Annotated in this window: 18 protein-coding genes; 14 read left to right on the top strand and 4 right to left on the bottom strand. The window is 70.5% G+C overall.

Translation table 11 applies throughout. The features are described from left to right. Window positions 1–25 precede the first annotated feature (25 nt). Window positions 26–1,111: a BMP family ABC transporter substrate-binding protein gene (locus ASF52_RS03790; protein WP_056167882.1), complete on the top strand. Its 1,086-nt coding sequence runs from the start codon at window positions 26–28 to the stop codon at window positions 1,109–1,111. 68 nt (window positions 1,112–1,179) lie between these two features. On the opposite strand, the gene ASF52_RS03785 is transcribed toward ASF52_RS03790, so the two are convergent. Then, a complete protein-coding gene (locus tag ASF52_RS03785) occupies window positions 1,180–1,440 on the bottom strand; it encodes a hypothetical protein (protein ID WP_056167878.1) in 261 nt (86 codons plus the stop codon). 450 nt (window positions 1,441–1,890) lie between these two features. Next, the gene (uraD, locus tag ASF52_RS03780) at window positions 1,891–2,787 is read right to left on the bottom strand and encodes a 2-oxo-4-hydroxy-4-carboxy-5-ureidoimidazoline decarboxylase (RefSeq protein ID WP_056168109.1); all 897 of its coding nucleotides are present in this window, start codon (window positions 2,785–2,787) and stop codon (window positions 1,891–1,893) included. A gap of 176 nt (window positions 2,788–2,963) precedes the next feature. Between uraD and ASF52_RS03775 the strand changes: the two genes are divergently transcribed. The 13 genes from ASF52_RS03775 to ASF52_RS03715 all read left to right on the top strand — a co-directional run bounded on the left by ASF52_RS03775 (window position 2,964) and on the right by ASF52_RS03715 (window position 17,971). After that, entirely contained in the window at window positions 2,964–4,367 is a 1,404-nt protein-coding gene (locus ASF52_RS03775) for a nucleobase:cation symporter-2 family protein (protein ID WP_244473687.1), read from the top strand. 121 nt (window positions 4,368–4,488) lie between these two features. Continuing rightward, window positions 4,489–5,328: a factor-independent urate hydroxylase gene (gene pucL / locus ASF52_RS03770; protein WP_056167876.1), complete on the top strand. Its 840-nt coding sequence runs from the start codon at window positions 4,489–4,491 to the stop codon at window positions 5,326–5,328. Window positions 5,329–5,784: 456 nt separating this feature from the next. Continuing rightward, window positions 5,785–6,036 (top strand): hypothetical protein, encoded by a 252-nt coding sequence (locus tag ASF52_RS03765; RefSeq protein ID WP_082515183.1) that lies wholly within the window; start codon window positions 5,785–5,787, stop codon window positions 6,034–6,036. A 341-nt stretch (window positions 6,037–6,377) separates the two neighbouring features. Beyond that, on the top strand, window positions 6,378–7,484 hold the full coding sequence (locus tag ASF52_RS03760; protein ID WP_056167863.1) for a BMP family ABC transporter substrate-binding protein: 1,107 nt from the start codon (window positions 6,378–6,380) through the stop codon (window positions 7,482–7,484). Between the two features lie 59 nt (window positions 7,485–7,543). Continuing rightward, on the top strand, window positions 7,544–8,722 hold the full coding sequence (locus ASF52_RS03755) for an ABC transporter permease (RefSeq protein ID WP_056167860.1): 1,179 nt from the start codon (window positions 7,544–7,546) through the stop codon (window positions 8,720–8,722). 10 nt (window positions 8,723–8,732) lie between these two features. Continuing rightward, the gene (locus ASF52_RS03750) at window positions 8,733–9,656 is read left to right on the top strand and encodes an ABC transporter permease (protein WP_056167858.1); all 924 of its coding nucleotides are present in this window, start codon (window positions 8,733–8,735) and stop codon (window positions 9,654–9,656) included. An 8-nt stretch (window positions 9,657–9,664) separates the two neighbouring features. Continuing rightward, window positions 9,665–10,693 (top strand): formamidase, encoded by a 1,029-nt coding sequence (locus ASF52_RS03745; protein WP_056167853.1) that lies wholly within the window; start codon window positions 9,665–9,667, stop codon window positions 10,691–10,693. A 14-nt stretch (window positions 10,694–10,707) separates the two neighbouring features. After that, window positions 10,708–11,430: a biuret amidohydrolase gene (biuH, locus tag ASF52_RS03740; protein ID WP_056167850.1), complete on the top strand. Its 723-nt coding sequence runs from the start codon at window positions 10,708–10,710 to the stop codon at window positions 11,428–11,430. Next, window positions 11,427–12,980 (top strand): ABC transporter ATP-binding protein, encoded by a 1,554-nt coding sequence (locus ASF52_RS03735; protein ID WP_200937380.1) that lies wholly within the window; start codon window positions 11,427–11,429, stop codon window positions 12,978–12,980. The genes biuH and ASF52_RS03735 overlap by 4 nt, the downstream gene beginning before the upstream one ends. 131 nt (window positions 12,981–13,111) lie before the next feature. Further along, window positions 13,112–13,369 carry a hypothetical protein gene (locus ASF52_RS03730; RefSeq protein ID WP_056168104.1) on the top strand — a complete coding sequence of 86 codons (258 nt, stop codon included), beginning with the start codon at window positions 13,112–13,114 and terminating at the stop codon, window positions 13,367–13,369. A 156-nt stretch (window positions 13,370–13,525) separates the two neighbouring features. Beyond that, window positions 13,526–14,497 carry a LysR family transcriptional regulator gene (locus ASF52_RS03725; RefSeq protein WP_082483570.1) on the top strand — a complete coding sequence of 324 codons (972 nt, stop codon included), beginning with the start codon at window positions 13,526–13,528 and terminating at the stop codon, window positions 14,495–14,497. A 101-nt stretch (window positions 14,498–14,598) separates the two neighbouring features. Further along, a complete protein-coding gene (gene atzF / locus ASF52_RS03720) occupies window positions 14,599–16,464 on the top strand; it encodes an allophanate hydrolase (RefSeq protein ID WP_056167846.1) in 1,866 nt (621 codons plus the stop codon). Window positions 16,465–16,531: 67 nt separating this feature from the next. After that, a complete protein-coding gene (locus ASF52_RS03715) occupies window positions 16,532–17,971 on the top strand; it encodes an acetamidase/formamidase family protein (RefSeq protein ID WP_056167843.1) in 1,440 nt (479 codons plus the stop codon). Between the two features lie 6 nt (window positions 17,972–17,977). On the opposite strand, the gene ASF52_RS03710 is transcribed toward ASF52_RS03715, so the two are convergent. Both ASF52_RS03710 and ASF52_RS03705 read right to left on the bottom strand, forming a co-directional pair. Further along, window positions 17,978–20,752: a molybdopterin-dependent oxidoreductase gene (locus ASF52_RS03710; RefSeq protein WP_056167839.1), complete on the bottom strand. Its 2,775-nt coding sequence runs from the start codon at window positions 20,750–20,752 to the stop codon at window positions 17,978–17,980. Next, window positions 20,749–21,564 carry an FAD binding domain-containing protein gene (locus ASF52_RS03705; protein ID WP_056167836.1) on the bottom strand — a complete coding sequence of 272 codons (816 nt, stop codon included), beginning with the start codon at window positions 21,562–21,564 and terminating at the stop codon, window positions 20,749–20,751. Before ASF52_RS03705 ends, ASF52_RS03710 begins: the two co-directional genes overlap by 4 nt. Window positions 21,565–21,788: the final 224 nt, after the last annotated feature.

Here is a 21,788-nt window from a genome sequence, read left to right as displayed (position 1 = left end):
ACAACGGATCGAAGAGGACACCACCATGCGGGGTAGGTTGATGAGACTCGGCGGTGCAGTCCTGGGCGCGGTCCTCGCGGCCGGACCGGTGCTGACCGGGCAGGCCTCCGCGGCCGACAAGCTGAAGGTCGGCTTCGTCTATGTCGGGCCTGTCGCCGATTTCGGCTATTCCTACCAGCACGACCTCAGCCGCAAGGCGCTGGCGGCGGCGATGCCCGACACCGTCGACACCACCTTCCTCGAGAACGTGCCCGAGGCCGACAGCGAGCGCTCCATCGAGAAGCTCGCCCGCTCCGGCGCCGGCCTGATCTTCACCACCTCGTTCGGCTTCATGGAGCCGACCCTGAAGGTCGCCCGCAAATTCCCGAAGGTGAAGTTCGCGCACGCCACCGGCTACAAGCGCTCCGACAACGTGGCGACCTACTCGGCCCGCTTCTACGAGGGCCGCTACGTGTGCGGGAAGATCGCCGGCAAGCTCTCGAAATCCGGCACCGTGGGCTACATCGCCTCGTTCCCGATCCCCGAAGTGGTGAGCGGCATCAACGCGTTCATGCTCGGGGCGCAGTCGGTCAACCCGAACATCAAGATCAAGGTCGTCTGGGTGAACACCTGGTTCGATCCGGGCAAGGAGGCGGAGGCGGCCAAGGCCCTGCTCGCCCAGGGCGCCGACATCCTCACCCAGCACACCGATTCGGCGGCCCCCCTGCAGGAGGCCGAGAAGCAGGGCAAGCTCGCCTTCGGCCAGTCCTCCGACCAGTTCCGCTTCGCCCCGAAGGCCCAGCTCACCTCGATCACCGACGACTGGAACGGCTACGTCATCGCCCAGGCGAAGGCCGTCCTCGACGGCACCTGGAAGAGCGGCGACACCTGGGGCGGGATCAAGGACGGCATGGTGGTGCTGGCGCCCTTCACCAACATGCCCGACGACGTGAAGGCCATGGCCGAAGAGACCACCAAGGCCATCGCCGACGGCAAGATCCACCCGTTCACCGGGCCGGTGCTGAAGCAGGACGGAACCGTCGCGGTGAAGGCGGGTGAGACCGCACCCGACCCGATGATCCTCGGCATGAACTGGTACGTGAAGGGCATCGACGACAAGCTCACGCAGTAGCGCGCCATCGGACGCGCGGAAGCCCGCCGGATCGCTCCGGCGGGCTTCTTGATCTTACCGGCGACGGATCAGGGGCGCGGTGCCGGCGGCCGGTCGGGCGTCGGGATGCCGGATGGCGGGAGAATCGGCTCGCCGATGCCGGGTGGGGCCGGAATGGCATCGCCGCTTCGAATCGCTTCCCGCTCGTTCCGGGGGCCGGCGCGGCCCTCGGTGCCGCCGGGAGCCGTGGCGGGGTCGCTGCCGGCCGGGGCACCCACGGATTGGGCGAGTGCCGGGCCGGCCAGGCCGAACACCCCGCACAGGGCGAGGACCGAAATTGTCAGGCGCATGATCGGGTACCTTCCAGGTCAGTCGAAGGGGAGAAGCAGGTTTCTGTCGAGGCGACGGAACGCGGCCCTGGCGGTTCCGCCGGGTCAGCGACGACGATGCGTTCCGTGGCGGCGGATCGCTCGTCCGCGAAGGCCGCCCGGGGCCGTGAGGCGCGATTGACCGGCCGGAGGCGTCAGGCTGGCTTGCGCCCGGGCTTCGGGTGCCACTCCGAGGACGCCACCGCCGAACAGGCATCCTGCGAGGAGCCAACCCATCATGGGAAGGCCGAGGCAGATGATTCGGGACGGACGCATCGGATACGCTCCTGCCGCCGGCCCTGGGCCGGGTTCGCGGATCGGAGCACAGCAATAGCCATGCCGGCCCGGCCTCGAGTGCCTCTCACCAAACGCCCGCTGCGCCGCCGTGCTCCAGGCGAGAACCGGCTGCGACCGGGAATCTGGTGAGGTACGCTAACTTCCCCGATACGTCTGATAGCTCCAGGGCGTCGCCACCAGGGGCACGTGATAATGGCCTTCCGGATCGCCGACGCCGAAGCGCAGCGGCACGACGTCGAGGAACGGCGGCTCGGGCAGATCGAGGCCGAGCGCCGGCCCGATCCGCCGGAAGTGGTCTCCGAGTGCGAAGCGGAGCTCGTAGGTCGCCCGCGGCACGGGACGCCCGTGGATCAGGGGCGCGTCGGTGCGGCCGTCCGCGTTGGTCACCGCGCGGGCGACGACGGCAATGTCCGTGTCCGAGATGAACTCGACGAGCGTCACGGCCACCCCGGCGGCGGGCTTCCCCTGGACGGTGTCGAGGACATGGGTCGAGATCCGGCCCGTCGTGGACAACGGCCCCGCGCCCGTCACCAGGGCGTTCAGGCGGATCGCGGCGATCCGCATCACCTCGGCCTCGGCCGTCCGTTGCTCCTCCTCCGGCGACGCGGCCAGCCGAGCCTCGAAACTCGCCAGCAGGGAGGTCCGGCCGTGCCGCTTGACGCACAGGATGAAGGGCAGCCCGAACTTGTCCCGGTAGGCCGCATTGAGGGCTGCGAAACGGGCGGCTTCGGTCTCCGACAGGCGATCGAGGCCCGCCGCGGCCTGCTCGGCGATGGAATTGGGGGCGATGTCCCCGGAGCGGGCGGCGCGTCCGGCGAGTTCGGGATGGTTCGCCAGGAGAGCCTGCCGCCGGGCGTCCGGGGCACCCTCGACCGCCCGGCGCATGGCGGCGAACAGGGCCTCGACGGTGCCGAAGGGCCGTTGCGCGGCGGTCGCCTCGGCGACCCACGGGGCATGCTCGAAGACGGCGCCGAGCACCGCCACGAATTCGGTGGCCGGGGCTTCGTTCAGATCTGCGAGCGTCGTGGGCATGACGGCCGGGTCTCCTTTGAGGCGGGCGATGGTGACGCATCGCAGGGCGGAGGGGTGCAGGCAACGGGCCACATGCCGTGCCCGAGGCAAGCGCTTCGGCCTCTGGCACACGGTTTGCGCTCTTGGAACCGGCATCCCCGGTGAGGGATCTGCGCGTCGCGGCAGAGGTGTCGACCATGAACAGCGCCACGACGATCGCGGCCCCGCCCGATGCCGTCCTGAGCCCGACCGGCAGCGCACCGCCCGCGGCCGCGGCGAATGTGCCCCCCGTCGCCCTCGGCCTGCTCGGGCTGCAGCACGTCCTCGTGATGTATGCGGGCGCCGTCGCCGTCCCCCTGATCGTCGGCCGTGCCCTGAATCTCGCCCCCGACCAGGTGGCGATGCTGGTGAGCGCCGACCTGTTCGCGTGCGGTCTCGCAACGCTGGTGCAGAGTTGGGGCCTGCCGGGCGTCGGGGTGCGGATGCCGGTGATGATGGGCGTCACCTTCGCCGCCGTCACGCCCATGGTCGCCATGGGGACCAACCCCGCCATCGGATTGACCGGAATCTACGGCGCCGTGATCGCCGCGGGCCTGTTCGCGTTCCTCGCGAGCCCCCTGGTCGGACGGCTGCTGCCGCTGTTCCCGCCGGTGGTGACGGGCACGATCATCCTCGTGATCGGCGTCTCGCTGATGAAGGTCGGCGTCAACTGGGCCGCGGGTGGGGTCGGCAATCCCGACTACGGCGCCCCGCTCTTTCTCGCCATCGCCACGTTCGTGCTCGGCGTGATCCTGGCGATCACCCACTACGGCACCGGCTTCGTCAATTCGGCCTCGGTGCTCATCGGCATCGTCGCCGGGACGATCGTGGCGGCGTTCTTCGGTCTGGTCGATCTCGGCCACGTCGCCAAGGCGTCCTGGTTCGACGTGGTGCGCCCCTTCGCCTTCGGGTACCCGACCTTCGATCCCGTCTCCATCGTCACCCTGTGTATCGTGATGATCGTGGTGATGATCGAGTCGACGGGGATGTTCCTGGCGCTCGCCGAGATCTGCGCCGACCCCGTGGACGAGGCGCGCCTGACCAGGGGCCTGCGCGGCGACGGCCTCGGCACCATCCTGGGCGGCGTCTTCAACACGTTTCCCTACACCTCGTTCTCGCAGAACATCGGGCTCGTGGGCGTCACCGGGGTGCGGACCCGGAACGTGGCCGTCGTCGGCGGCTGCATCATGCTGGGCCTCGGCCTGATTCCGAAGCTCGCAGCCCTCGTGGAGGCGGTGCCGCCATGCGTCCTGGGCGGGGCCGGCCTGGTGATGTTCGGGATGGTCGGCGCCACCGGGGTACGCATCCTCGGCGCGGTCGATTTCGCCCGCAATCGCAACAACCTGTTCGTCGTCGCGGTGTCCATCGGCTTCGGCATGATCCCGCTGGTCGCCCCGGCCTTCTTCAGGCAGATGCCGCACGCCCTGCACCCGCTGCTCGAATCCGGCATCCTGCTCTGCGCCATCGCGGCGGTGACCCTGAACCTGTTCTTCAACGGCCTCGCCGGCGCCGGGGCGTCGCGGGCGGCGGCCCGGCAGCAGGCGGCCGCCTCCGAGCATTGAGCGTCCCCGACGAACCCCCGGTTGCGCCGTTGCGCGCAAGGCGGGCACCGGCGAGTCTCGCGGGCACGCCGGGAGCGCCGTGCCATCCCCTCGATTCCCGATCGCACATGGAGAGAAGACCATGCCCCTGACCGCCTCCCAATACGGCAAGGGCCGCGTGCGGGTGATGCGGCTCGTTCGCGACGGGGATCGTCACACCCCGCGCGAACTCTCCCTCACGGTGCTGATGAAGGGGGCCTTCGACGCCGCCTGGACCGGGGCCGACAACCGCGCCTGCGTCGCCACCGACAGCGTGAAGAACATCGTCAACGTGGTCGCGGCCCGGAACCTCGCCCTCGACGCGGAGGCCTTCGTCCAGGCCGTCGCCGCCACGTTCCTCGACGCGTACCCGCAGATCGAGGAGATGCGGATCGAGGGTTCGGAAACACGCTGGCTGCGGCGTTCCATCGGGGGGGCGCCGCATGGGCACGTCTTCACCCTCGACGGCAACGGGACGGGCCACGTCGCCCTGACGGCCCGCCGCGACGGGAGCGTGCTCCGCTCAGGGCTGCGGGGCTTCACCTTCATGAAGACCACGCAATCGGGCTGGGCGGACTTCGTCGACGACGGGTACCGCACCCTGCCGGACGCGACGGACCGCATCGCCGCCACCGCCATGGACGCCACCTGGACCTGGGCGGCCGCCCCCGCCGACACCACGGCCACCAACGCGCGGGTGCTCGACATCCTGATCGACGTGTTCGGCACCACCTACAGCGCCGGCGTTCAGGACAGCATGTACCGCATGGGAGAGGCGGTCCTCGCGGCCATCCCGGAGATCGCCGAGATCGGCTTTTCCATGCCGAACAAGCACTACATTCCCATCAACCTGACGCCGTTCGGCCTGGAGAATCCCGGAACCGTGTTCCTGCCGACCGACGAGCCCCATGGGCAGATCGAGGCGACGATCGGGCGAGGCTGAGCCGCGATCCGTCCGTGAGCGAAGCCGTTCGGGTCGATTCCAACGTACTTGAGGAAGGGCCGACCGTGTTCCCGGCGTAAGCTCCGGGTCCCGCCCGCGCCGTGCCCCTTCGCGCGGTGCGATCCCTTGGGTGCCCTCCGGGTGGGCATTCCCTGGAACGCCGAGCGTTCCCGTCGCCTGATGCTTCTCGGAGATGCGGTCCGCCGAAAGATGCGTGCCAGCGGCGACAGGACCTGGCACAAAAGGCGGCACTGGCGTCCAAGTAATTGCCCGAAATCGGTTTATTCTCGCGAATTTTTACCGGAGGGACGTCGAGCCAAGGCGTGTGCATCAACATGATGCACACGCCTTGCGCACGGAATGTTGCTTTTCGATGCGTTGCTGCACAAATTCTGGGAACTCAGCGAGCCGTTCCGCCTTCTATCGGACCGCGGCTCCGCACTCGGGAACCCAACCATGACCGTACGCATCCTCGTGGGCGCCGCCCTTGGTCTTGCCCTTTCCAGCGCCGCTCTCGCGCAGAGCTACACTGCCCCGGCCGGGATTCCCGCCGCGACCGCACCGGGCGGCCTCGAGGGACGGGCCGCCGACCGGAACTTCCACGCCTACACGGGCCGCTTGTCCCACCCGGTGCCCGGACGGGCCGGTGCTGCGGATGCGGACGTCACCGGTTCGGTGAGGGGCACCCTGCCCCAGCGCGGGCGCTGAAGGCAGCCGATCCCGCAACCGGTCTGCGTGACGTGCGCGACGGCGTGGAAGTCCGCGTGTGAGAGACATCGATCCTCGTCTCGGTTTGGGCCGGCGGCTTCCATAGGCCTGCCGGCCCTTCCATTTCCGGACGCCCTTCGACGGAACTGGAAGCGGGTCCCTTGCGTGGCCAAAAACCGTGCATACACGGCCGTCATTTTGAGCGCCTGGTCTGTCCAATTGCTGATGCGCGTAGAGCAAACGCCATCATCGCACTGCCGAAAGTCTTGGCTTTCTCTCCATTGGGGTACGGCTTAGGTTTCGTTCCATCGCAACCATGCGAGTCGAATGGAACGGATGCCGTGACCGCACGCCCTTTCTCTCGCAGACATCTTCTCGCCGGAGCCGGCGCCCTGTCGCTCGGGCTCCTGCCCTCCGGTCGTGCGCGGGCCGCCGGTGCCTTGACCGTCGGATTCATCTACGTCGGGCCCAAGGACGATTACGGGTACAACCAAGCCCACGCCCAGGCCGCGAAGGCGCTCAAGGGTATGCCGGGCCTCGAAATCACCGAGGAGGAGCGTGTCCCCGAGACCAACGCCGTCGAGAAGACCATGGAGAGCATGATCAACCTCGACGGGGCGACGCTGCTGTTCCCCACCTCGTTCGGTTATTACAGTCCGTATCTTCTCGCCCAGGCGAAGAAGAACCCCAAGATCCAGTTCCGGCATTGCGGCGGCCTCTGGACGGACAAGGATCCGAAGAACGCAGGCTCGTACTTCGGCTACATCGCCCAGGGCCAGTACCTCAACGGGATCGTGGCGGCGCATGCGTCGAAGTCGAAGAAGCTCGGCTTCGTCGGCGCCAAGCCGATCCCGCAGGTGCTGAACAACATCAACGCCTTCCTGCTCGGGGCCCAGAGCGTCGATCCGTCCATCACCTGTCAGGTCATCTTCACCGGCGAGTGGTCGCTCGCGGTCAAGGAGGCCGAGGCCGCAAACGCGCTCATCGACGGCGGCGCCGACGTCGTCACCTGCCACGTCGACAGCCCGAAGGTGGTGGTCGAGACCGCCTCCCGGCGCGGGGCCTTCGTCTGCGGCTACCACGTCGACCAGTCGCCGCTCGCCCCGCAGAAGTATCTCACCGGCGCGGAGTGGAACTGGCTGCCGATCTACAAGGACTTCATTGCCGTGATGCAGGCCGGCCGCGTGCCGCAGAACTTCGTGCGCGGCGGGCTCGCGGACGGCTACGTCAAGATGAGCCCCTACGGCCCCGGCGTGAGCGAGGCGGCTCGCAAGAATGCCGACGCGGTCAAGGCCGAGATGATGACGGGCGGCTACGCCATCATCAAGGGACCGCTCAAGGACAACACCGGGAAGGAAATCCTGGCCGCCGGCCAAGCCTACCCGGAGAAGGCGCCCGAACTCGAGAGCACCAACTACCTCGTCGCCGGCGTGAAGGGCTCGGTATGAGCGCCGGGCCAATCGGGTCTCGGGTGACGTCCCCGATCGCACACGGGAGACCCTGACGCGTGGTCGCGCAGGCCGCCCCTTCGGAGCTGAGCGCCGCCCCGGCGCGCCCCTCGACCGGCCTCCAGGTCCGCGCCTGGCTGGCGCGCCGCGCGGAGGCGGTGGCGATTCCAGTGGCCGCCGCCGTGACGGGCTTCGTGCTGTTCGGTGTCTTCCTCGCCGCCATGGGCAAGTCGCCGGTCCAACTCGTCGAGATCGTCTGGCGCGGCGGCTTCGGCTCGGCCTTCGCGCTCGGCAACAGCCTGCAGCGCGCCGCGCCCCTGCTGTTCGCCGCCCTGTGCGTCGCCCTCCCCGCCCGGCTCGGTCTCGTGGTGATCGGCGGCGAGGGCGCCATCGTGCTCGGCGGCCTCGCCGCGGCGGCCGCCGCCCAGCCCCTCGCCGCCATGCCGGTGCCGCTCGCGATCCCCCTGATGGCGCTGGCGGCGGCCCTCGTCGGAGCGGTCTGGATCGGTGCGGTGGGCTGGCTCCAGGCCTATCGCGGCGTCAACGCCACCATCTCCAGCCTGCTCCTGTCCTACATCGCCATCGCGGTCGCCAACCATCTCATAGAGGGGCCGCTGCGCGATCCGACGAGCCTGAACAAGCCTTCGACCCTGCCGGTGGGCGAGGCCTTCATGCTCGGTCCGATGCCGGGGATCGGCGTGCATTGGGGGCTGGGCTGCGGCGTGATCGCGTGCCTGGCCGCCTACCTGCTCATGGACCGGACGACCCTCGGCTTCGCGGCCCGCATCGCCGGAGGCAACGTGCGGGCGGCGCAGATCCAGGGACTGCCCGTCGGCCGGCTCATCGTCGGCTTCACGGCCCTGGGCGGCGCCTTCGCGGCGCTCGCCGGCTTCTTCGAGGTGGTCGCCGTGCAGGGCACCGCCAACGGCACGCTCGCAGCCGGCTACGGCTACACCGGCATCCTCGTGGCGTTCCTCGCCCGGCAGAACCCCATCGCCATCGTGCCGGTGGCCTTCCTGCTCGGCGGCATCGAGGCCTCGGGCGGCCTGATCCAGCGGCGAATGCAGCTCCCCGACGCCACCGTCCTGGTGCTGGAGGGCCTGCTCTTCCTCGTCGTGCTCATGAGCGAAACGCTCTACGGCCGGTTCAAGCTGTTCAACCCGCATCTCTGGGCGGCCAAATCCCGGGCAACCGAGCGCGAGACGGCACGGGGATCGACCCCCGCGGGGCCGGCATGAGGGGTGGGCGATGAGCGAGGATCTCGGTCTCTGGTCCGTCCTGATCGCGGTGATCGGCGGGGCGATCCGCGTCTCGACGCCGTTCCTGTTCGTCAGCCTCGGTGAGACCATCACCGAGCGCTCGGGGCGGATCAATCTCGGGCTGGAGGGAACCCTGGTCTTCGGGGCCATGTCCGCCTACGGCACCGCCGTGTTGACCAATTCGCCCTGGGCGGGCGTGGCGGTCGCCGCCCTGGCGGGCGCCGCGTTCGGCCTCCTGCACGGGTTCGTCTGCCGCCTGCCCCGGGTCAACGACGTGGCGGTGGGCATCGCCCTGATGCTGTTCGGCTCAGGTCTCGCCTTCTTCCTCGGCAAGCCCTTCATCCAACCCTCGGCCCCGCCGCTCCCGGCCATTCCCTTCGGGTTCTGGTCGAGCCTGCCCCAGGTGCAGGCGGCCCTGCAGGTGAACGTGCTGTTCCTCGCGGGCGCGGCCCTGTCGGTGTTCCTGTGGTGGGCGTTCCGCAACACCAAGGCCGGCCTGATCGTGCGCGTTGTCGGTGACAGTGCCGACGCCGCACGGGCCATGGGCTACGACGTCGACCGCGTCCGCCTGTACGCGACGGCCACCGGCGGTGCCCTGGCGGGGATCGGAGGCGCCTACCTGTCGCTATACTATCCGGGTTCGTGGAACGAGGGCGTGTCGTCGGGCCAGGGCCTGATGGCGGTGGCCCTCGTCATCTTCGCCCGCTGGAACCCGCTGGCGTGCTTCGGCGCGGCTTTGCTGTTTGGCGGCGCCGGGGCCCTGGGGCCGGCCCTGCAATCGGTCGGCGTCAGCCAAGGCTACTACCTGTTCTACGCCGCGCCCTACGTCCTCACCCTCGCCCTGCTGATCGCCACCGCGTCGCCCGACCGGGCGCTGGCCGGCGCACCGGGCGAACTGTCCCTCTCGAAGTAGGCTCTCGCATGAACGGACTCGGCGGACTGAACAAGTCGCCCGACGGCGTCGTCATCGGCCTCGTGCAGCTGCAATTGCCCAAGGTGGTCACGAAGGCCGATCTGACGGCCCAGACGGACCGCGTCGTCGCCATGGTGGCCAAGGCGCGCGCGAACCTCGGAACCATGGATCTCGTGGTGTTCCCCGAATACGCCCTGCACGGCCTGTCGATGGACACCAACCCGGAGATCATGTGCCGGGTGGATGGCCCCGAGGTCGCGGCGTTCCAAGCGGCCTGCCGCGAGCACCGGATCTGGGGCTGCTTCTCCATCATGGAGTTCAACCCGCACGGAAATCCCTACAACACCGGCCTGATCATCGACGACGGGGGCGCGGTGAAGCTCACCTATCGCAAGATGCACCCCTGGGTGCCGGTGGAGCCGTGGGAGCCGGGTGACCTCGGCATCCCGGTGATCGACGGGCCGAAGGGCGCGAAACTCGGCCTCATCATCTGCCACGACGGCATGTTCCCCGAGATGGCCCGCGAATGCGCCTACAAGGGCGCCGAGATCATGATCCGCACGGCCGGCTACACTGCGCCGATCCGCGACTCCTGGCGCTTCACCAACCAGGCGAACGCGTTCTCGAACCTCATGGTCACCGCCAACGTCTGCCTGTGCGGCTCCGACGGCGCCTTCGATTCCATGGGCGAGGGCATGATCTGCAACTTCGACGGCGCGATCATCGCCCACGGCACCACGGGCCGCGTCGACGAGATCATCACGGCCGAGGTGCGGCCCGACCTCGTGCGCGAGGCGCGCATCCACTGGGGGGTCGAGAACAACATCTACCAGCTCGGCCACCGCGGCTACACGGCGGTGAAGGGGGGCGCGCAGGATTGCCCCTACACCTACATGCACGATCTGGCCGCCGGCCGGTACCGCGTGCCGTGGGAGGATCAGGTCCAGGTCGTCGACGGCACGGGCTGCGGCTTTCCCGCGCCGACGCGGTCCTACGGCGAGGCGCTGGCGCCGGGCGCCCGCGAGGCGGCCGAATGAGCACGGGCTCTCCCATGGGCGTGGAGGCCTCCTCCGTGGGCGCACAAACTTCGGCCGGGGGCACCTATGCGGCCGCCGAGCCGTACCCCTGGCCCTACGACGGCAGCCTTCGCCCCGAGACCACGGCCCTCGTCGTCATCGATATGCAGACGGATTTCTGCGGCGTCGGCGGCTACGTCGACGCCATGGGCTACGACCTCGCCCTCACCCGCGCGCCGATCGGTCCGATCGCCCGGCTCCTCGCCGCCGCGCGCGAACGGGGCTTTCCCGTCATCCACACCCGCGAGGGGCACCGGCCGGATCTGGCGGATCTGCCTGCCAACAAGCGCTGGCGCTCGCGCCGCATCGGAGCCGGCATCGGCGATCCGGGACCCTGCGGCCGGGTGCTGGTGCGGGGCGAGCCCGGCTGGGAGATCATTCCGGAGCTGGCGCCGGAGCCGGGCGAGCCGGTGATCGACAAGCCCGGCAAGGGCTCGTTCTGCGCCACCGACCTCGAACTGATCCTCAACGCGCGCGGGATCCGCAACCTCATCCTCACCGGCATCACCACGGATGTCTGCGTCCACACCACGATGCGCGAGGCCAACGACCGCGGCTTCGAATGCGTCATCGTCTCCGACGCCACCGCGGCCACCGATCCCGGCAACCACGCGGCGGCCCTGAAGATGGTGACCATGCAGGGCGGCGTCTTCGGCGCCGTCGCCACGTCCGAGGCGCTTCTCCGGGCCATGGGCTGAGCACCATGGACAGCACCCCCGCCCTGCCCCGCGCCATCGGCATCGAGACCATCGGCATGACGAAGCGCTTCGGCGCGCATGCGGCCCTCGACGACGTCTCCATGAAGATCGAGCGGGGCGGCTTCCACGCCCTGCTGGGCGAGAACGGCGCCGGCAAGTCGACCCTCGTCAAGTGCGTGATGGGCTTCTACGCCCCGACCGCGGGCACGGTCCTGGTCGATGGGCGCGAGGCCGAGATCACGAATCCGAAGGGTGCGCAGGCGCGCGGCCTCGGCATGGTCTATCAGCACTTCACCCTGGTGCCGTCCCTCACGGGCGCCGAGAACCTCGTCATCGCGCGCGCCGACGCGCCGGCGATCCTCGACTGGAAGGCCCAGCGCGCCGTGCTGGCGGATTTCATGGACCGGATGCCGTTCCGCCTGAACCTCGACCGGCCCGTGGCGGAGCTGGCGGCGGGCGAGAAGCAGAAGCTCGAGATCGTCAAGCAGCTCTACCTCGAGGCCCGGTTCCTCATCCTCGACGAGCCGACCTCGGTGCTGACGCCCTCCGAGGCCGAGGAGGTGCTGGGTCTGCTGCGCGCCATGACCGACCGCGGCGACCTCACCGTGCTGATGATCAGCCACAAGTTCCACGAGGTCGAGACCTTCGCGCGGTCCTTGAGCGTCCTGCGCCGGGGCCGCCTCGTCGGTGGCGGTGCCGTCGGGACGCTCTCGCGCGACGACATGGCGGCACTGATGATCGGCGAGCGGACCGTGCGGACCCTCGCGGCCCGGATCGGCGACGCGGACGCGGGCCGCGAGGTGCTCCGGGTCGAGGGCGTCACCGCCACCGACCCGTCCGGCCTGCGCCACATCGCCATCGACAGCCTGCGGGTGCGCGCCCGGGAGATCGTGGGCATCGCCGGCGTCTCCGGCAACGGCCAGAAGGAACTCGCCGACGTGCTCGGCGGGCAGATCCGCGCCACCGCCGGTCGGGTGATCGTCGCGGGCGCACCCTATTCCGGCACCCGTTCCGAGAGCCGATCGCGAAAGGTCCGGTTCATCCCGGAGGAGCCCCTGCGCAACGCCTGCGCGCCCCGCATGTCGGTGTCCGAGAACCTCGCCTTCCGCGCCTTCGACCGGCGCGGCGACGCGGCCGGCGGCCCCCCGACCCTGTGGCTCGACAAGCGTGCCATGGCGGCCCGGGCCAGGGAGCTGATCGCACGGTTCAAGGTGAAGACGGCCTCCGCCGAGGCCCCCATCGCGACCCTGTCGGGCGGCAACGTGCAGCGGGCCGTGCTGGCGCGCGAGCTCACCGATCCCGTCGATCTCCTCATCGTGGTCAATCCGTGCTTCGGCCTCGACTTCGCGGCGGTCTCCGAGATCCGCAACCGGATCGTCGCCGCGCGCAATGCCGGGGCGGCGGTGCTGCTGATCAGCGAGGACCTCGACGAGATCCTGGAACTGTCCGACCGTATCCTGGTGATGTCGGACGGGCGCCTCGTCTACGAGACCCCGGCGGCCGCGGCCGAGGCCGGCACTATCGGCCGGCACATGGCCGGGCATCACTGAAGCATCTGTCTTTTCGATTTCATCGAACGTTTCCATCGAGTCTTTTCGGGTTTTTCGGAGGGCGGTCCGGGTCCATCTTCGCTCCATCAGAAGCCGGCCAACGTCGGCACACCGAACCGATGGAGCCCATCATGTCCCGTATCCTCACCCTGTCGGTCCTCGCTCTCACGGCCGTCGCCGGTCTGACCGGCGCCGCGTCCGCCCAGAGCTACACGGCCCCCGCCGGCATTCCGGCCGTCACGGCGCCGGGCGGCGTCGCGGGGGCGCCTGCGAACGACCGGCGGCGCCTCGACGGAGCGGTCCCGGCTTGGGTGGCGGGTGCGGACGTCGCCACCACCGGGTCGCTCCGGGCGCCCCACCCCGCAATCCGGTCGCGCACCGCGCGCTGATCCGCGCACGAACACGCCGACGCGACGAAGCCGGTCCTTACGGGGACCGGCTTCGTCGCGTCGGCGTCGCCTTCTTTGGAACCGGCGCTCCCCTTGCTTGCGAAGACCCGCCCGGCGCCGTTGTGCCGTGTGCGAGGCGATGGGCGGGGAAACGACATGCGGACGGCCGGAATCCCGACCCTCGATCAGCTGCGCGTGTTCCTGTGCGTCGTGGAGGCCGGAAGCTTCGCGGCGGCGGGCCGGCGGCTCAACCGCGCCACCTCGGTGATCAGCTACGGGATCGCCAACCTCGAGCAGCAGCTCGGCCTGCCGCTATTCGATCGGGACTCGACCCGCAAGCCGCAACTCACCGAGGCGGGGCGTGCCGTGCTGGCCGAGGCCCGCACCGTCGCCCACAGTCTCGATGCCCTGCGCGCCAAGGTGAACGGCCTGCTCGGCGGGCTGGAGGCCGAGGTCAGCCTCGCCGTCAGCGTGCTGATGCCGGGCGACCGTCTCGTCGATGCCCTGAAGGCGTTCCAGGCACGGTTTCCGACGGTGGCGCTGCGCCTCAACGTCGAGGCCCTGGGGGCGGTCCAGCACTGCGTCGCCAGCGGCAAGGCCGTCATCGGCATCGGCGTTGAGATCTGGGACAAGACGAGCGATCCCCTCGAACACATCGCCGTCGGAGACGTCGAGATGCTGCCGGTCGCGGCCCCGTCGCACCCCCTCGCGCGGGCGGACGGCGCCCCGCCGGGCCAGGCCCGCGAGCATGTCCAACTCGTGATCGCCGACCGCTCGCCGCTCTCGGACGGACAGGAATTCGGCGTGATCGCCACCCGCACCTGGCGGCTCTCCGACCTCGGCTCGAAGCACACCCTGCTGCTCGCCGGGATCGGTTGGGGCAGCATGCCGGCCCACATGGTGCGGGCGGACCTCGCGGCGGGACGCCTCGTCGAACTGCGGATGCCGGAGGCGAAGCGCCGCCGCCTGCCCTTCACGGCGATCCACCGCACCGACCGGCCGCCCGGACCCGCAGGGCGCTGGCTGATCCAGCGCTTCGCCGAGCAGGTCGGAGATGCGCCCGGAGATACGCCCGGCGACCCGTCCGCCCATGGACCTGCATCGCGTTACGCGGGCACGCCCGGCTGAGGCGCCTTGGCAACGGGCTTGCTCACGGGGAAGCGGGGAACGCGTCGCGGGCGAGGCGGCGTCCGGTGACGTGTCGCGCCGTGTATACAAAGGAGGCAAGGATGCATCGTGGTGAGCACAACGACGCGATTTACGATCCGCGCGCGGATGACGGCCTGCCGCCGGTCCTGACCCTCGCGGCCCTGCGTGCACGCTACGCCGCCGGAGACCTGAGCCCGGCCGACCTCGCCGCCCGCGTATCCGACCGCATGGCGGCCTGTCCCGACCCGGCCGTCTTCATCACGCCCGTCCCCCGCGAACACCTGATCGCGGCGGCCCGTGCCCTGATGGCGCGCCACCCCGAGCCGAATTCCCTGCCGCTCTGGGGTGTGCCTTTCGCGGTGAAGGACAACATCGACGTCGCCGGCCTGCCCACCACCGCGGCCTGCCCGGCCTTCGCGTTCGAGCCGGCGCAGGACGCGCACGTGATCGCGCGGCTGAAGGCGGCCGGCGCCCTCGTCATCGGCAAGGCCAACCTCGACCAGTTCGCCACGGGCCTCAACGGCACCCGATCCCCCTACGGCGCACCCCGCAGCGTCTTCTCGCCCGACCACATCTCCGGAGGGTCGAGTTCGGGCTCGGCGGTGGCGGTGGCGGCGGGGCTGGCCTGCTTCTCCCTCGGCACCGACACCGCCGGCTCCGGCCGGGTCCCGGCCGCCTTCAACAATCTCGTGGGCATCAAGCCGACGCCGGGTCTCGTCTCCACCACCGGCCTCGTTCCGGCCTGTCGCAGCCTCGATTGCATCACCGTGTTCGCCCCGTGCGTCGCGGATGGGATCGAGATCCGACGGATCGCCGAGGGGTTCGACGGGAGCGACATCTACGCCCGGCGCATCACGCCCGTGTCCCTGCCGTCCGCCCCGCGCTTCGGGGTGCTGACGGGGGCGGACCGCGAATTCTTCGGCGACACCGAGGCCGAGCGCCTCTACGACGCGGCCGTCGCCCGGCTCGAAGCCCTGGGCGGCACGCCCGTCGCGTTCGACTACGCCCCCCTGCGTGCCATCGCCGACCTCCTCTACGGCGGCCCCTGGGTGGCCGAGCGCCTCGCGGCGGTCGAGACGTTCTTCGGCACGAACGCCGACGATTTCGATCCGAGCGTGCGCGCCATCGTCGCCTCCGCCGGGGCGTTCAGCGCCGTCGACGCCTTTCGCGGCCGCTATCGGTTCGAGGCCCTGAAGCGCGAGGCGGACGCCCTGTTTTCCGGCCTCGACATCCTGCTCCTGCCGACGGCGCCGACGATCTACACGGTGGCCGCCATGCGCGACGACCCCGTCGCGCTCAACAGCCGGCTCGGCCTCTACACCAACTTCGCCAACCTGCTCGGCCTCGCCGCCATCGCGGTGCCGGCGGGGTTCCGGGGCGACGGCCTGCCCCTTGGCGTCACCCTGGTCGGCCCCGGCGGCAGCGACGATGCCCTGGGACCGATGGCCGATGCCCTCCACCGGGGGGCCGCGTGCGGCCTGGGGCGCGACCGCGCCGGGGCCGTGCCGGACTTCGTCCGTCGCCCGGAGCCCGGCCACGCCGGCGTCGCCCTCGCGGTGGTGGGGGCGCATCTGTCCGGCCTCCCCCTCAACGGCGAGCTGCTCGCCCTCGGCGCGACCCTGCTGGAGAAGACCCGGACCAAGTCCGACTACCGCCTCTACGTCTTGCCGCACACCGAGCCCGCCAAGCCCGGCCTCGTGCGCGACCCGGGTTTCGACGGACCCGGGATCGCGGTCGAGATCTGGACGCTGCCGCCGGAGGCCTTCGGCCGCTTCGTCGCCGCGATCCCCGCACCCCTGGGGATCGGCCGGATCGCCCTGGCCGACGGAAGAGCGGTTCCGGGCTTCCTCTGCGAGGCGCACGCCGTCGCGGAGGCCCCGGAGATCACCCGGTACGGCGGGTGGCGCACCTACCGGGCCGCGGCCGAACCGGGAGGCACCGCTTGATCGCCGGCGGAGCTTGGCCGCGCCCTTGCGTACACGGCTCCGGACGCCCCAGCTTCGGAGAGACGAGATGTGCCTTGGCGACGACCCGACCTGCGCCGCCTTCGCGGAGCATCGCCTGCGCTACCGGCGTGACATGCAACCCGAACGGCGAGCCTTCCTGAAGAGCGGTTTCGTCGCGTCCGGGGGCGCGGCGGCCCTGGCGGCCGGCGGGCTCTCCCTGGTGAGTCCCGCCGTGGCCGAGGCTGGTCGTACGAGCGCGGCGCACGCCGCCCACCACCACCTGCCCGCCACGGCGGAGACGGTGCATTGGGGCTATTTCAGCAAGACCCTGAAACCCCGTATCGAGATCGCGTCGGGCGATTACGTCACCATCGAGACGCTGACCCACCATGCCAACGACGACGCCGAACGCATGGTCACGGGGGATCCGGGCGCCGAGAGCGTATTCCTCTGGACCAAGGACAAGAAGGGCGTCGCCCGCCGGGGCGCCGGCCCCGAGGATGCCAAGCTCGGTCCGGGCGGCGGCCTCGGCGTCCATATCTGCACCGGGCCCGTGGCGATCCGGGGCGCCGAGCCCGGCGACGTCCTCGAAGTCCGCATCCTCGACGTGGCGCCGCGCCCCTCCGCCAACCTGAAGTTCAAGGGCTCGACCTTCGGCAGCAACGCGGCGGCGTGGTGGGGCTACCACTACAATGACATGCTGGAGGGCAAGAAGCGCGAGATCGTCACCATCTACGAGGTCGATGCCGGCGGCGAGCGGGACTGGGCCAAGGCGGTCTACAGCTTTCCCTGGCCCGGCGTCACCGACCCCGACGGGGTGCTGCACTCGATCATCGATTACCCGGGCCTTCCCGTCGATCACACCAAAACCAAGCGCACCTACGACGTGCTCAAGGGAATCCGGGTGCCGATCCGTCCGCATTTCGGCACCATGGGCCTCGCGCCGGCCGAGGCCGACATGGTGAACTCGATCCCGCCGAGCTACACTGGCGGCAACATCGACAATTGGCGCATCGGCAAGGGTGCGACCATGTATTATCCCGTGGCCGTGCCCGGCGCCCTGTTCTCGGTGGGCGATCCCCATGCCAGCCAGGGCGATTCCGAGCTCTGCGGCACGGCGATCGAGTGCTCGCTCACGGGCACCTTCCAATTCATCTTGCACAAGAAGGCCGCTCTCGCTGGCACGCCCCTCGAAGCCCTCGATTTCCCGATGATCGAGACGCGCGACGAGTGGGTGCTATCGGGCTTCAGCTATCCGAACTACCTGCGCGACCTCGGTCCGGAAGCGCAGAGTGCGATCTTCCAGAAATCCTCCCTCGACCTCGCCATGCGCGACGCCTTCCGCAAGATGCGCTCCTTCCTCATGCACGCGAAGGGGCTGACCGAGGACGAGGCCATCTCGCTCATGTCCATCGCCGTCGATTTCGGGATCACCCAGGTGGTGGACGGCAATTGGGGTGTCCACGCCATCGTCAAGAAGGCGATCTTTTCTGAAAGGACGGCCTGACCGGCATCACGGTGCGGCGCGCTCCCGCTCCGCGACCGCCGCCATCACCTGACGAAAGATCCGGTCCGGCGCGAACGGCGTCGCGGTGAGGCGCGCGCCCGTCGCGTCGCGAATCGCGTTGGCCAGCGCCGGGGCGACGGGGTTGTAGGGCGATTCGCTCATGGACTTGGCGCCGAGCGGCCCGATGCGGTCGTGGGTCTCGGCGAACAGCACCCGGGTGTCGGGTACGTCGGCGCAGGCCGGGATGTGGTAGTTGCGGAACGTCCGCGTGAGGACGCTGCCTTCGTGGTCGAGGCGGTAATCCTCGTAGAGCGCCGCGCCCAGCGCCTGCGCCACCCCGCCCTCGACCTGGCCGCGGCACTGCATCGGGTTGATCACCACGCCGGCATCCACGGCCTGGATGCTCGCGAGAATCCGCACCTCGCCGCTCATCGGGTGCACGGCGACGCGGAACGCCTGGACGTTGAAGGCCACCGAGCGCGGACTGCCGTCGGCCTCGGCCCGCGCCTCCAGGGGCGCGAGGGCGGTGAGCGGAACCGGGCCGGCGGGCGTCTCCACGCATTCGCCCGCCAGGCGGCAGTGCTCCGGGGCGACGCCCATCCGGGCGGCGGCCGCCTGCACGAGGGCGTCGGCCAGGGCCGTCGCCGCGCGAAGATTCGCCTGACCCGACACCACGATCCCGGTGCTTCCGTAGGCGCCGGTGTCGTGGAGGACGGCGTCGGTGTCGGCCTGGATCAGGCGGATGCGGTCGGGCGTGGTGGCGAGGGCCTGCGCGGCGATCTGGGCGTGGACCGTGCTGGTGCCGTTGCCGAATTCGGCCGTGCCCACCGCCAGGGCGTAGCCGTCCCCGTCGAGGCGGATCCGCGCGTGGGCGAAGTGGCCGCGCGGCGGAATCGTATCGATCATCGCCATGGCCATGCCCTCGCCGACGCACCAGTCCGACCCCGGCGGGCGGGCGCCCGGATCCTCCGCGAGGGCGGCTTCGGCGAGGGCGGCCTGAGCGAGGTCGAGGCACTGGTCGAGGCCGTAGGAGCCGTACGCGACGTCGTGGGGCTCGAGGCTGGTGGAAACCATCGGGTCGCCCGGCCGCACGGCGTTGCGGCGGCGCATGGCGAAGGGATCGAGGCCGAGCCCGCGCGCCAATTCGTCCACGGCCGATTCCATGGCGAAGATCGTCTGGCTGAGGCCGTAGCCGCGAAACGCGCCCGCCGGCAGGGTGTTCGTGTAGACGCTGTAGCCGTCCACCCGCTTGTTCGGGCAGTTGTAGGCGGCGATGCTCTCGTTGCAGCCGTGATGCAGCACGCCGCCGGCATGGTTGGCATAGGAGCCGGTGTTGGACAGCACCGTCAGCTGGATCGCCGTCAGGGTGCCGTCGGCCCGGGCGCCCATCCGCACCCGCACCCGCATGGGATGGCGCGTAGTGGCGGCGGTGAACTGCTCCTCGCGGGTCAGCTCCCACTGCACCGGCCGTCCGGTCCTGAGGATCGCCAGGGCGACGAGGTCCTCGGTCAGCATCTCCTGCTTGCCGCCGAAGCCTCCGCCGACCCGGCCGCACAGGACGCGGACCGCGGCCCGGTCGAGGTCGAACAGGGCGCAGAGGGCATCCCGGGTCAGGAACGGCACCTGCGTCGAGGAGCGCAGCACGAGCCGGCCATCCGCGTCGATCCAGCCCACGGCACCGTGGGTCTCCAGATGCGCGTGCTGCACGCGCTGGGAGACGTACTCCGCCTCGTGGATCAGGTCGGCTTGCGCGAACCCCGACTCGACGTCGCCGATGGCACCGTGGGCCTCGGCCGCGAGGTTCGGATGGGGCAGGAGCGGCGGTGCGTCCGCCCACGGGGGCGGCGGATCGCGGTCTCTCGGATCGTGCACCAGGGGGGCGTCCGGGCGGAGCGCCGCGTCCGGATCGAGGAGGGCCGGCCGCGTCTCGTAGGTGACGACGAGGGCCTGGACGCCGGCCTCCGCCGCGGCCTCGGTCTCGGCCACCACGGCGGCCACCCGCTGGCCGACGAAGCGCAGGACGGGATCGAGGATCAGGGTGTCGGGCGCGTCGTCGGCCGGGTTCTCGTGCCGGCCCGTCGAGAACCGGCGCGGCGGCACGTCCGCGTGGGTGAAAACCGCCACCACGCCCGGAACGGCCAGCGCCGCGTGCCGGTCGATCCGCAGGATGCGCGCATGGGCGTGGGGCGAGCGCAAGACCTTCAGGTGCAGCACCCTCGGTACCGCGACGTCGAGGGTGTAGGCGGCCGTCCCCGAGACGACGCCGCGGCTCGCCGGTGCGGGAAGGTTGCGTCCGACGGGGTCCGCGCAGGCGCCGGGGGCCTCGGCATGAGGAACGCCCGCCACGGCGTCGCGGATTGCGCGGTAGCCGGTGCAGCGGCAGAGGTTGCCCTTCAGGGCCGTGCCGAGATCCTGCCGCTGGCCCTGGTCCAGGGCCGCCGCCGTCATGATTATCCCGGGCGTGCAGAAGCCGCATTGGAAGCCCTGCGCATCCAGGAAGGCGTCCTGCATGGGGTGGGTGCGCGCGGCCGGTCCGCCGCCGGGGGCGCAGGGGCCGCCGAGGCCCTCGATGGTGGTGACGGCGCGTCCCTCGGCCCTGAAGGCGGGCAGGAGGCAGGAATGCACCGGCTCGCCGTCGAGATGCACGGTGCAGGCGCCGCAATCGCCCGCATCGCAGCCCTTCTTGACCCCGAACCAGCCGAGCTCCCGCAGAAGGGTCCGCAGGCACTGGCCGGGCCGCGGCGCGGCGTCCTGCGCCTGCCCGTTGACGGTCAGGATCATCGGGTCAACTCCTGCCGGATGTCTTCTGCGAGGAAGAGGGAGACGTGACGCCGCCAATCCGGCGTGCCGTGGACGTCGTCGTACCAGTCCGGGTCGCGGATCGCCGCCAGGATCCGCTCCCGCAGGGCCTGCGCATCGGGCACGGCGTCGAACGCGATCCGCACCGGGCGGCGCGTCGCCGCCGTCACGGTCAGGACGAACGCCCCCGCGCCGTCCCGCGTCCCGATCAGCAGCGCGCCGGAGCGGCCGTTCGGGCTCAGGGAGATGCGTCGGAACGCGGTCCGCCGGCACAGGGCCGCCACCGGCAGGGCGACGCTGCGCAGGAGTTCGCCCGGTTGCAGCGCCGTCCGCTCGGGGCCGAGGACGAAGTCGGGGACGGCGAGGTGCCGCTCGCCCCCGCCTCGCATACGGATGGTGCAGACGCCGTCGAGGGCGGCCGTCAGGGCGATCATCGGCCCGGCCGGCAGGGCCATGCAGAGGTTGCCGCCGACGGTCGCCGTGTTCCAGATCTTGAACGAGCCGAGCAGCGCCCGGCAGCACTGCCCGATGAGGGGCGAGGCGACCCAGGCCGGCGGCAGGTCCAGCCGGTCGAGCTCCGCGATGGTGCCCGTCGCCGACAGGGTCAGGCCGCTGTCCGAGACCGCGTGCGTCGGCCAGCCCAGGCCGGCGAGGTCGATCAGCCGGCCGAGCTGCGGTTGCGGCTGCGAGAACAGCCAGGTTCCACCCGCCAGCCACGCATCGCCGGCCTGCCAGTCGGGCAGCGCGTCGGCTGGTCCCGGGGTGATGACGGATGTGACGCCGTTGAGATCCATGGGCCAGCCCGCAAGCAAAACTTCGTCCACCCCGGCGCGCCGGCGGACGCCGGCGTCCCGAACGGCCATCGTGTCGATGTTCGGGGGGCGGGTTCAAGGGCCTTGCAAAATTCTACTTCTGCGAGCGTTGTCGTGGGCGCGATCCCGGTCAAGATGCAGGCTTCGACTCGGTCGGGGTCGACCGAACCGGTCGCCGCTCTGGACGCACGGCCGGGGACGAGGAT

The sequence above is a fragment of the Methylobacterium sp. Leaf112 genome, assembly GCF_001423295.1.
Taxonomy (GTDB): domain Bacteria; phylum Pseudomonadota; class Alphaproteobacteria; order Rhizobiales; family Beijerinckiaceae; genus Methylobacterium.
Note: the sequence above shows the minus strand (reverse complement) of the source record. Positions and strands in the feature narration are given on the sequence as shown.